Origin of the sequence: Bacteroides sp. RTP31139st1_H2_RTP31139_211217, assembly GCF_040227615.1 — a bacterium.
In the GTDB taxonomy this organism is placed as follows: Bacteria; Bacteroidota; Bacteroidia; order Bacteroidales; family Bacteroidaceae; genus Bacteroides; species Bacteroides uniformis.
The window spans coordinates 1-10,631 of sequence record NZ_JBCNZM010000165.1; the positions used below are offsets into that span (position 1 = coordinate 1).

A 10,631-nucleotide genomic window follows, 5' to 3' on the forward strand; every position below is an offset into this window, starting at 1 on the left:
ATACTTGTTCATTATATTCCTATGGCATTCGTATAGGAAATTTCTCCTATTTTCGGTGTTTCTCTTTCTGAGAGAAATGGGGTGATTGGTATTTTGATGTATATCAAATATTTATAAGATTGGTATAATCAATTTGCTCAACAAATAATCAGTTTTTTCTAATCATACCTCTTATTTTTTATGGTATGACTAATATTTTTCTTCTGATTTTTAGTGTTTTTTGTGTTATCTTTTGTACTTTTGCATTTACAAATCTTTCTCTCAGAAAGAAAACTTCAATTTGTATAACATAATTCCAACTTATTTTTTGTCAGATAAATAAAAATAATAATTGCCATAGAATAACAGCGGGCCGATTGGGCACGTATGCTGAAACCTATGGCGTAAACTGTTTTATAATGTGAATTAAAGTGTATTTAAAATAATACTGTTCGCTTTATCCACTACGGAGGTGTCTAACGATGCAAGATAAATCCGTGTAGTGCTTTCTGAATCATGTCCCATAGCTTCGCTGATGGTAGCCAACGGAATGTTTTTGCTTCTGGCGATAGAAGCCCAGGCGTGACGTGCCACATAACTCGTCAGCGGAATAGGAAGGCCGATTTGTTTTCCCAATTTCTTTAGTTTTGAATTCACCAGCTGGGCTGCATTCTTGTATTGTTTCCGTTCATCCGTTTTTGCGTCGAGAATGATCGGCAATAGATAAGAAGAACCTATGGTATCGTATTTATCTATGATTTCTTGCATGGGCTTTTCCCATTTGATTACTAGCTGTTGGTTGGTCTTTTTTCTGCGATATGATAAAAAACCGTTTTGCAAATTACTTTTCTTTAGATAAGCCATGTCTATAAATGACATCCCTCGGGTATAAAAACTGAACATAAATAGGTCTCTTGCATATTCCAAAGAGGAGTCGTGACTTAAATCCATATCGCGTATCTGTCGGATAATTTTGGCCGGAACTGCCCGTTTTACAGTTTTATCTATGCCCGTATATACATGTTTAAACGGATATCGCTGTATAACCAATTCTTTTTCTACGGCACGATTATACATGGCTCTGAGGTTTCTCATGTAATAGGAAGTACTGTTCGGACAAATGTCATTAGATTTTAGATATTGTTCATATTCCATCATCAGGTTGGAGTCTATATTGTCGAAAGGGATGTCTCTGCCTTTCTTTCTGAAATTCATGAATCGCTTGAAGCTATTGAGCGTAGTGGTATAAGTTTCTGTGGTGCGTATTTTACCTATTTGTCTCAATTCTTCAATGAGATTCTCACAAAATGACACAAAGTACTCGTTCACAGGAGGAGCGGAATAATATTCAATGATTTCGTCTGCCGTATATTTGTATCCAAGATTCTCAAATCTTATCATAATATCTTTTAGACGTGAGGTGTCTTCCTCAATACATTTTTTTAAAGAAACCAAATACCGATGCCGGTTTTCTCCTGTCTTTGCTGGTATGATTATTTGGGAATTGAAAATATCCCACTCGTCAGGATAAATCTTGTATCCTGAATTTATCTGCCTTGCTACACGATTATGAATTACTTGATAGAACAATGTTCCCGCTTTTCCTTCTATAGAGGAATGTCGATACTTTATTTTTAATGATGCCATTTTTTTGTTTAATTAATATTATATTCTCCAAAATAAATGTTTTGGCGTATTATATGTTTAATAACCAATAAATTAGATAACTGTTTGATTTTGATTATAGTTGGATTTATATTGATATGGCGAAATACTTGGCTATTATATATCAATGTGAATAATGTTGGATTTTATTTTTCTTTTATTTCCGTACTGCCCTTTTCCTTGTTTTCTGCCTCCCCTAATGTACGTTTTTTCATAGCCCCGTCTGAGAGCCTTTGTTTTTGAACGGCAAATTTATTTCGGTGGATGGATACGAAAGAGTTCCGGTCTTCGCCCTTTGTACCGAAAAAAATAACGCCGGACGGCTTCGCTGTCCCCAACATTTTTTGTCGTCCAAAACTTTTCTCAATCCCTCCTTCCTTCTTGTTGTGTGCCGTAAAAAAAAGGCTTATAAACTCAGATGGGGCATGAAAGCTCAAAAAAAAAGTCGGCAGAAAGAAAAGGTCATCCCGGAAAGGGGTTTTAAAAAAAGGTCTTTAAATCTAGCTGAAGCATAAAATTAGAAGTTTAACCCTTTAAAAATGTGACATATGATTACAGTGACGGAACAACTAAAGAATGTGTTTGAAGCCAACCCTTTGTACTCAAAAGAGGGGCAGGGGCTTAATGCGGAAGTCATCGCAAGGTTTTTCCTTCCTTTTTCTTCGGTGGTATGGTTGGTAACGGAAGCCGAACAGCAGGAAGGCGGTGACTGGCTTTTTTTCGGTTATTGCCATATTCAAGAATGGGAATGGGGTTATGTGCTTCTTTCTCAAATTCAAGAGGTGAATGTTCGTGGGTTGACCGTGCAGCTGGATAAAGGACTGAAAACCGGTATAACGGTAAAAGCTTGCCTGAATTGATTAGAGAATAAACGGAGAGGGAACAACCCCTTTCCGCTTTCCAACCGGAATATTGAACTTAAAAACGGAAGTTATGGTTTACGAGACGAATTGCACGGAAATAACACAGGACAAATGGCGTGAGCTGATGAAGTACGGTAGAAAATGCTCCTATCGGCTGCTTACGGCGAGAATCAAGCGGGAATTGCCGGAATTATACCATGCGCTGGCTCTCCAGTTCTATAATCCTTATGCGGAACAGTGCAGGCAGACACCCACACATTATATATTGGTTCATTCGGCCATTGAATATTTTATCAGAAAACAATAAAGGACAAATGGTTATGAAAACAAAAAAGGTTGATAAAAAGAAAACGCTGGCTTATGCGGTGGCATTTTACTTTACGGATGTTTCCGTAAAGTTCATGATGGGGAATGCGATGTATGAGTATGTACATACCGTTTATGACAGGCGGTATGATAACGGTGGCTTTAATACGCTTGCCGTAGTCTATAATTACAAGAGGATGAAGTACGAGGTATTGGTCGTATCGGACGAGAAGGTAGGTGATAAGGAGATTCATATATTATAAGTTTCACAAACAGGGCTTTTGCCATATAAAAACGGCTTTTGAGATGAAAAAGTTATCGGCTTATACGGTTGCATCCAACTGCACCGACTTGACGGATATACGTGACGGCATCGCTGAAATACATGAAGCGATGAAGACTTGCGTTGAATCCGGGAAACATATCCCTTCATTCTATGTTTCCCGGTTGGCCAAACTGGAAACTAAAAAGAAGAAACTGGAGAAACGGACGCAGGTACACATGACCGTCACCATCCGTTTCTTTATAGATGATGATACCCTTACAATGGCAGTCAGGCATTGCCTTTTCTTCAAGCTGGAACCGACTCGGCAGAATGTGATGAAAGCCATCCGTGATGCGGTTCTTAATAACGGACGTTCCATTCTTGACTTTCCGGAAGCATGGGGAGAAGATCTTATGGATGTGTCTTTCTTTGATGTGGAGAATGCCATGAAGAAGCTGCGTTCCTCATTCGGCCTATAAACTTCATTGCATATTTTTCCGAAAGTAAAGTAACCGTTGGATTTTTGGCCAGCGGTTCTTTTTTCAAAAAAGAACCAAAAACTTTGAATACAATCTTTTTTCATCTTCTAACTTATGTATTCGGAAAAAATTCCATGGCATTCAGAAAAGGGATGATAGCGGTTTGGGGATTATAGGGTAGATTTGTGGGGTAAGCTTACAGAGACAGTTTTTATAGGCAGGTTCCGAAAAGCCTTTGAGAGAGTAGGAGAACATGAGTTATAATATATGGCTATAAGTATAAATGATAGACAATTGATTACACAATTTATTACTAATACTCAGAATTTGAATGTTAATTTACCTACAAATGGTGGAGGGTGTGCTAATTTAGTTAGAGGAATTATAGAACAGGCAACAGGAAAAAGAATTTCAGTTAATCCTTTTGGAGCTTCTTTAGAAAGTATGATACAAAAAATAAATACCTATCATGATTTAGCTAAATGTAATAATGGAGATATATTATATTTTGTGCATCTTCCTAATGCTGCTGTAAATTTACATCAAACTATTCATTATGCAATTTTTTGTAATGTTAATAATGCTGGTGTACAGAAAAATGTTATTGGGATAAATGGATTAGCAGATCTTTCTTTTTCTCCCACAGCTTATCATGGTGTTGTAGCATCTGTAATATCTCCGGGTAATTTTAATGGAGTAGGGCAGGTGATATATGATACTGTAGCATTCCCTAATATTCTTGGTGAATTGTATGTTATTGATTATGAATTGATATAGGAATAAGTTTCTTCGTTATTTTATGGCGTACAGTAGTATAGAAATAGAAAAAAACTGAAAATTGAATAGTAAATTTGTTTGCTCCATGTTACGTTTATTACCGCTTGTAATCGGGCTTTGCGCAGACTTTATGTCCTGAAGGCTTTTTAGTACCCCTTCCATTTGGAAGATTTTGACAGCAGCGATGAAGGTGGTGGAGGATATATCCGGCTGGAGGCTTTTCAGTGTGTTCTCCGATGGCTGATATCCTCTCATCTTCAGTTCCAGAATGGTATTGAAAAGTCATCATTTCGCATAGCCTTCATGAAAGCCTCCTCTTGTTCGTTGGCAATGTCCGGATTTGGATCGTATGCAGTTGCTTGCCGAACAAGAACAGACTTTTTATTAATGTAATAGTGTCGCTATTCGTCTGTTTTTATCTTCTAGCTAAAGGCAGTAACAACCGTTCCACAAGTTCTTTCTTGTTCTCAACGGGCATCTTGTTTCTGCCTTTGGCAATGACTTCAGCAGCCAAATCGCTTTTACGCCCGGCAATGTATTTCTGTCGCTTTCCGTTTATGAAGGCCTCGATACGGAAATCATGCCGGGTGTTTTCGATGATGTTGATTTCTGATACCAAAAAGCCATCCTCTGTCTCGTAGGGTTCGACAATGGTGGGCAGGTAGTGTTTCATGGTTTTCCCTATGATCGGAGATACCAAACCGGAAAGATGCTCTTCGATGCGGTCTTTCCAATAGTCATCGATTTGATGATTGGTGGCATAATCGTAAAAATGGCTGATGGCAAGGCTGACTTCTTCGATTATCCTTTTCGCATTCTTTATTCCGTTCTGTTTGGCAAATTGCATCAGGTCATCTTCCGTGATGTCGTTATCTTTTCCTGCAATGCTCATGGAGTGTGCGTTTTCGTATGCCGCACCGTCCAAATTGGTGGTGAATGTCATGTCGTAGGCTGGGGTGATGTGCCATGTGCCGTTTCTTTCCATCAGGAAAGAGAAATTCTTGATGTGGTCATCCACATTGCCGCCCATGATATTGAATACCGTCCTACGGTAGAGTTCGGACTGTTCGCTTGCCGGGATGTTCAGTTTTCGGCAGACTTCAAACAAATCCTCATAGCTCGTTGCATCCGGATTCATGGCAGCAAGTGTCTGTGTATGTATCTTCTCTCCGTTTATCCTATCGTAACGCTCCGTCAGGAAGTGATGTTTTCCCTCAATTTGAATGAGTCGGGAAGGCATCATCGTAATCCCGGCTTCCTTTGCCATCTCATAATATACCATTTCCATTTGCGTGAACGGAAAATCGTCCCCTTCTGCAAACTTCAATATGTAGTAGGTATAGCCCTCCGGTAAAGGGACTTGGCCGGAACGTATATCATGTGTCGTTTCATTGATGGCGATGATGGCTTTCGGGTGCTGCCCTCCGGCTGATGTACCTATCTCATAGATACTTTGCAGTTGCAGTGCTTCGTCATCTTGCACGGATATTTCCTCCCGTTCCTCAAAGATACGGCGTGCCAGTTGGTATAAACTCTCTATCTGGAGAGTGGAAGAGGATTCCAATCCAGGAGTGGCCGGGATGAACTCAAAGGCTCCCATTCCCCGTTTCCCGATGAAAGACAGTTTATCTACCGGTGTGAGTTTGCGCTTGGGGATATGGTTTTGTGCCGCCCATTGGTCGAAGACCATGTTACCCCACCGATCAGGCAATGAATCTGCCAAAAACGGTGGGAGACCTTGATAAGTCTTTTCTTTGTTTCCGAGTATGGGCATACCCTTTGCCGCCGGTCCTTTGACAGAAGCGGTCAGTGGGGCGATTTCCACTCCTTTCTTGATGAAATCCGGATGATAGTTGAAGACGGCTCTTTTGTTTCTTTCGTCCCAATAGAGCTTTCCGACTTCTTCTCCCCATAACATAACACTCACAACATTATTTTCCATGTCTTATCCTTTTCGGCTTTTTATTCATTATTCGTTCCATTGTATAGGCTGAAACAGGTATTTCCGGCATCAGATCATCCATCTGTTCCAGACAGTCCACTACTCGTAACAGGGCAAGAAAGTTGCCCATATTGATGTTATAGGCCTTCCCGTTCTCAAACTGGCGTAAGGTGATAAGGCTGACACCGGCTTTCTCGGCAGCCTCTTTTTGGGTGAGCCTATAGGTTAGCCTGTATTCCTTAAATCGTCTGCCCAGTTCCACTATGATTTCCGGATTGGCCATGGCTTGGGTGATGTGATTCGTTGTCATTTTACAAAGGTAAATATATTAATTGTTAAATCAAAATATGATATATAACAATTAATATATTTACTGTTATATTGAATTGTGCGCGATGTAGTTTGTGTGCTAATCCCCCAATTCCATGCTACGTTTATTGCCGCCTGTAATCGGGCTTTGCGCGGGTTTTATGTCCTGAAGGCTTTTTAGCATCCCTTCCATTTGGAAGATTTTGGCGGCAGCGATGAAGGTGGTGGCGGATACATCCGGCTGGAGGCTTTTCAGTGTGTTCTCCGATGGCTGATATCCTCTCATCTTCAGTTTCAGAATGGTATTGAAGTCATCATTTCGCATAGCCTTCATGAAAGCCTGCTCTTGTTCGTTGGCAATGTCCGGCATATGGATCGTATGCAGTTGCTTGCCGAACAAGAGCAGGTTTTCTCCGATAAAATCGGCGTGTTCCGGCTTGACCCCGCAATCCTTGGCAGTCTCATGCCAATGCGATACGGTTTCCTGTATCTCTTCGATAATCTGTTTGTGTTTCCGGATACCCATGTTCTCACCTACCTTTTGCAGATCTTCCATCGTGAAATTGTCTTGTTTGCCGTTGAGTGACAGCTGGTGGCGGTTCGTCCATTTGCCGCCCGGTGTGTATGAGTAGCAGAGGTCGTATGCTGGGGCCAGTTTCCACTTCCCTTGTCTATCCATCAGGAAAGATAAGTTCTTGCTATGGTCGTCATGGTTCCGGCTCATGACGTTGAACACCATTCTTCGGTATAGTTCCTCCTGCTCTGGATAAGGGAGGTTCATCTGCCGCATGATACGGAATATCTCTTCGTATGAATGGCGTTGGTCACGGTCATAGTGGGCAAGCCCGGCCAATGTCTGTACATGGATCTTCTCTCCGTCTTCCATACGGTCAAAACGTCGTGTCATAAAGTGATATGACTCTTTTTCCTGAAGTAACCGGCATTCCATCATATCGATACCGCAGGCTTTTGCCATCCGGTGATAGGCATATTCGATATTTCCTATTCCTTGTGGATTGTCCGTTATCTGCGTGTGTTCGCTGTATTTGCCGCCATCAAATTTCAACAGCCAATACCCGAATCCTTCAGGAGCTTTTACCTGTCCGGAGCGTACCTCTCCGGTAATATCGTTGTAGGCGATGATGGCCTTGGGCTTGGCACCTCCGGCAGATGTTCCCACTTTCAGTATATCCAGAATGTTTCTTCCTTCCTGGCGCAGTTGGACCTGAAAAGCCATTCTGTCCGTGAATACGGATTTGGCAAGCTCAGTCAGTTCCTCGATATGGAGCACTGATGATTCGTTCATGCCGTTGATTGGCGAGGACGGCTCAAACTCCAGTGCGCCCATGCCACGTTTGCCTACATAGCAAAGCCTGTCTAAAGGGGTAATCTCTTCTCCGGACAATCCCTTGCTGGCAAACCATTCATTGATGATCTGGTTTCCGAAAGTGTCCGGCAGTGAATCGGCAAACAGGCCGGGCAACCCCTTGAAACAGTCGGTACGGTTTTCAAGGAACCGGTAGGGGGTGTTCCTGTACTGGCTGATGGGCATGATGATGGGAGAAATGTCAAGACCGGAGCGGATGAACTTCCGTTCATAGTCGAACAAGGCGGCATTGCTTTCCTTTTCCCAATAGAGAGAGCCTACGCTTTCTCCCCATAGCTTTACATCTACTATCAAATCATTCATGGTTATCTTGTTTTAAATGGCGTACACGGTAGCGTTTCTTTCCTTGCAGTTTTTTGAGCTCTATCGGGCTGACCCGGATTTCCGGTACCAGTTGCTCCAGGTTCTCCAGCAGGCCGAGCGAGCGGAGTACGCTGATGAACAACAGCAGCGATACCGATTTGCCCTTCTCGATGTTCGCAACGGTCAAGGGGCTTACACCGGAAGCCGTTGCCAGTTCTTCCTGCGTGATATGCTGCCTGATACGTGTCTCTTTGATGCGCTGGCCGATTCTCATCAGCACAGCTGGATTGCTCATTTCATTCCACATGGTTGTTCCTTTTTTGCAAATATACAAATAATCCATGTAAATATATAGATTAACTTGAATATATGATGTTAATCTATATGAATACAATGATTATAGTTGCTTTATCGGCTGTTTTTTTCTTTGAACTAGGATGAAAACTGACTAAAATCACAATGTGTTGTGAATATGAAAGAGCTAGGAAAGATGATTAAAGAGTGCAGGAAGAGTTTGAAGGTCAATCAGCTGGAACTTCTCCGAACTGGCGGGCGTGGGCATCAATACGCTGGTGGCCATCGAGCGTGGAGAAGGCAATCCTAAATTGGCTACTGCTTTCCATTGGAGTTGATTAAAGTGCGGAAAAATGTATAAGATTGCTTCTATTATCTGTTTATTTTAGTATATTTGTGCTTTAAATAAGTGCGGATAAATGTATTATACGCTGTTTTTACATGTATAAAAATGCTGTTTGTAGATGAAAAGATTTGTTTTGCAACAACTTATAGAATGGAAAAACCGTGAGGATAGAAAACCTCTGATTTTAAATGGTGCCCGACAAGTTGGGAAAACATGGCTGCTCCATGAGTTTGCCAAACTTGAATACAAAAAAGAGGCTTATGTGGTATGCCGTAAGAATAACCTTGCACGCCAGCTTTTTTCTCAGGATTTCAATGTTGACAGAATTTTACGGGGGCTGCGTGCGATGACTTCCGTTGACATTACTCCGGGTGATACGCTTATTATCCTTGATGAGATACAAGATATCCCGGAAGCACTGGAATCTTTGAAGTATTTTAAAGAGGAGGTTCCGGAGTATCATATAGCTGTGGCAGGTTCACTTTTGGGGATATCCCTTCATCAGGATGTGTCTTATCCCGTAGGGAAGGTAAATGTCATCAATATATTTCCTATGAACTTTGAAGAGTTTCTTGTCGCCAAGGGAGAAGAAGAAGCTTGTAAATTGCTTATGAGTGGGGATTTTGAAACGATAAGCCTCCTGCATGACAAATATACGGATCTCCTTCGGCAATATTATTATGTAGGTGGTATGCCGGAAGTTGTACTCAAATATGTAGAAACGGATTCCTTGCTGGAAGTCAGAAGAATACAGTCGGAGATTTTGCAAGGCTATGATCTTGACTTCTCAAAACATGCGCCCAAAGAACAGGTTCCGCGTGTCCGAATGGTATGGAACAGCATTCCTTCCCAATTATTTAAAGAAAACAAGAAATTCATTTACGGAGCTTTGCGAAAAGGTGCCAGAGCCAATGATTTTGAGATGGCCATTCAATGGCTTGTAAATGCCGGGTTGTTGTATAAAGTGCCTCGATGTACCAAACCGGAGCTTCCGCTTGATATTTATGAAGACCTGTCGGCTTTCAAACTCTATATGGTTGATTTGGGGCTTATGGGTGCTATGGTCAAGACAGATCCGGCCCAAGTCTTGATTAAAAACGACATATTTAAGGAATACAAGGGAGGAATGACTGAACAGTATGTATTGCAGCAGATGAAAAGTAAGGGCGTGTCACCGATTTATTACCATAACACAGACAATTCGCGTCTTGAGTTGGATTTTGTTATTCAACGTAATGCCCAAATGGTGCCGATAGAAGTGAAGGCCGAAGGGAATGTCCGGGCCAATTCGTTGACAGCATTACTGGGAAAAAGACCGGAATTGCATGCGGAGAGATTTTCTATGTTGCCTTATAAAGTACAGGGTAATCTTACAAATTTTCCGCTATATGCAATATAGGTGTATCCTTTTCCCATGCCGGTCATACCGTTAGAACTGATTGATAAGTATGATGCGTATGTTGGCCGGTATGTCTATCTTTGTGGCAATGAAAACAGAGAGAGGATTGATTTACGCCTTGTTTTCCGGGACGGAAAGGAGATTGGCACGGATGATCTGAATCTGTATTATAATTGATGTGACGGCTTGGATGTCCCCCGGATGAATGTTCGGGGGATTCTTTTTCTTTTGGGCGTTCCTGTGGGACGGTCGGGCTTTACGTTTCAAGTCCTCGCCTAAAGGCTGTGGGCTTTACTCTGCAATCCCTAACGCATGGC

The 10,631-nt window shown here is 41.7% G+C and carries 11 protein-coding genes and 1 pseudogene; 7 read left to right on the plus strand and 5 right to left on the minus strand.

Features of this window, described 5'->3' with window-relative positions:
• Nucleotides 1-405: 405 nt before the first annotated feature.
• A complete protein-coding gene (locus ABUA47_RS19975) occupies nt 406-1,626 on the minus strand; it encodes a tyrosine-type recombinase/integrase (protein WP_005868829.1) in 1,221 nt (406 codons plus the stop codon).
• 566 nt (nt 1,627-2,192) lie between these two features.
• On the opposite strand from ABUA47_RS19975, the gene ABUA47_RS19980 reads away from it, so the two are divergent.
• The 5 genes from ABUA47_RS19980 to ABUA47_RS20000 all read left to right on the plus strand — a co-directional run bounded on the left by ABUA47_RS19980 (nt 2,193) and on the right by ABUA47_RS20000 (nt 4,334).
• Nucleotides 2,193-2,504 (plus strand): DUF2958 domain-containing protein, encoded by a 312-nt coding sequence (locus ABUA47_RS19980; RefSeq protein WP_349824556.1) that lies wholly within the window; start codon nt 2,193-2,195, stop codon nt 2,502-2,504.
• Nucleotides 2,505-2,577: 73 nt separating this feature from the next.
• Complete coding sequence (locus ABUA47_RS19985; RefSeq protein WP_005868824.1) at nt 2,578-2,814, plus strand: hypothetical protein; 237 nt, start codon at nt 2,578-2,580, stop codon at nt 2,812-2,814.
• Nucleotides 2,815-2,827: 13 nt separating this feature from the next.
• Complete coding sequence (locus ABUA47_RS19990) at nt 2,828-3,076, plus strand: hypothetical protein (protein WP_005868823.1); 249 nt, start codon at nt 2,828-2,830, stop codon at nt 3,074-3,076.
• Between the two features lie 43 nt (nt 3,077-3,119).
• Entirely contained in the window at nt 3,120-3,557 is a 438-nt protein-coding gene (locus tag ABUA47_RS19995; protein WP_005868821.1) for a hypothetical protein, read from the plus strand.
• 267 nt (nt 3,558-3,824) lie between these two features.
• The gene (locus tag ABUA47_RS20000; RefSeq protein ID WP_007569216.1) at nt 3,825-4,334 is read left to right on the plus strand and encodes a hypothetical protein; all 510 of its coding nucleotides are present in this window, start codon (nt 3,825-3,827) and stop codon (nt 4,332-4,334) included.
• A 415-nt stretch (nt 4,335-4,749) separates the two neighbouring features.
• On the opposite strand, the gene ABUA47_RS20005 is transcribed toward ABUA47_RS20000, so the two are convergent.
• From ABUA47_RS20005 to ABUA47_RS20020, 4 genes are all read right to left on the minus strand, one after another.
• Nucleotides 4,750-6,276, minus strand: a complete 1,527-nt coding sequence (locus ABUA47_RS20005; RefSeq protein WP_005868817.1) for a type II toxin-antitoxin system HipA family toxin — start codon at nt 6,274-6,276, stop codon at nt 4,750-4,752.
• Complete coding sequence (locus ABUA47_RS20010; RefSeq protein WP_005868815.1) at nt 6,266-6,586, minus strand: helix-turn-helix domain-containing protein; 321 nt, start codon at nt 6,584-6,586, stop codon at nt 6,266-6,268. Before ABUA47_RS20010 ends, ABUA47_RS20005 begins: the two co-directional genes overlap by 11 nt.
• Nucleotides 6,587-6,685: 99 nt before the next feature.
• Nucleotides 6,686-8,275: a type II toxin-antitoxin system HipA family toxin gene (locus tag ABUA47_RS20015; protein ID WP_005868813.1), complete on the minus strand. Its 1,590-nt coding sequence runs from the start codon at nt 8,273-8,275 to the stop codon at nt 6,686-6,688.
• Entirely contained in the window at nt 8,268-8,618 is a 351-nt protein-coding gene (locus ABUA47_RS20020) for a helix-turn-helix transcriptional regulator (RefSeq protein WP_005868812.1), read from the minus strand. Before ABUA47_RS20020 ends, ABUA47_RS20015 begins: the two co-directional genes overlap by 8 nt.
• A 129-nt stretch (nt 8,619-8,747) precedes the next feature.
• Between ABUA47_RS20020 and ABUA47_RS20025 the strand changes: the two are divergent.
• Nucleotides 8,748-8,907 (plus strand): annotated as a pseudogene (locus ABUA47_RS20025) (helix-turn-helix domain-containing protein).
• Between the two features lie 126 nt (nt 8,908-9,033).
• Nucleotides 9,034-10,314 (plus strand): ATP-binding protein, encoded by a 1,281-nt coding sequence (locus ABUA47_RS20030; RefSeq protein WP_005868811.1) that lies wholly within the window; start codon nt 9,034-9,036, stop codon nt 10,312-10,314.
• Nucleotides 10,315-10,631 lie beyond the last annotated feature (317 nt).

Bases quoted from the DNA above. Each gene is read 5' to 3' on its own strand.
- ABUA47_RS20010 (WP_005868815.1), bottom strand. From the start codon at position 6,586: ATGACAACGAATCACATCACCCAAGCCATGGCCAATCCGGAAATCATA.
- ABUA47_RS19985 (WP_005868824.1), top strand. From the start codon at position 2,578: ATGGTTTACGAGACGAATTGCACGGAAATAACACAGGACAAATGGCGT.
- ABUA47_RS20000 (WP_007569216.1), top strand. From the start codon at position 3,825: ATGGCTATAAGTATAAATGATAGACAATTGATTACACAATTTATTACT.
- ABUA47_RS19975 (WP_005868829.1), bottom strand. From the start codon at position 1,626: ATGGCATCATTAAAAATAAAGTATCGACATTCCTCTATAGAAGGAAAA.
- ABUA47_RS20020 (WP_005868812.1), bottom strand. From the start codon at position 8,618: ATGGATTATTTGTATATTTGCAAAAAAGGAACAACCATGTGGAATGAA.
- ABUA47_RS19990 (WP_005868823.1), top strand. From the start codon at position 2,828: ATGAAAACAAAAAAGGTTGATAAAAAGAAAACGCTGGCTTATGCGGTG.
- ABUA47_RS20030 (WP_005868811.1), top strand. From the start codon at position 9,034: ATGAAAAGATTTGTTTTGCAACAACTTATAGAATGGAAAAACCGTGAG.
- ABUA47_RS20015 (WP_005868813.1), bottom strand. From the start codon at position 8,275: ATGAATGATTTGATAGTAGATGTAAAGCTATGGGGAGAAAGCGTAGGC.
- ABUA47_RS19980 (WP_349824556.1), top strand. From the start codon at position 2,193: ATGATTACAGTGACGGAACAACTAAAGAATGTGTTTGAAGCCAACCCT.
- ABUA47_RS20005 (WP_005868817.1), bottom strand. From the start codon at position 6,276: ATGGAAAATAATGTTGTGAGTGTTATGTTATGGGGAGAAGAAGTCGGA.
- ABUA47_RS19995 (WP_005868821.1), top strand. From the start codon at position 3,120: ATGAAAAAGTTATCGGCTTATACGGTTGCATCCAACTGCACCGACTTG.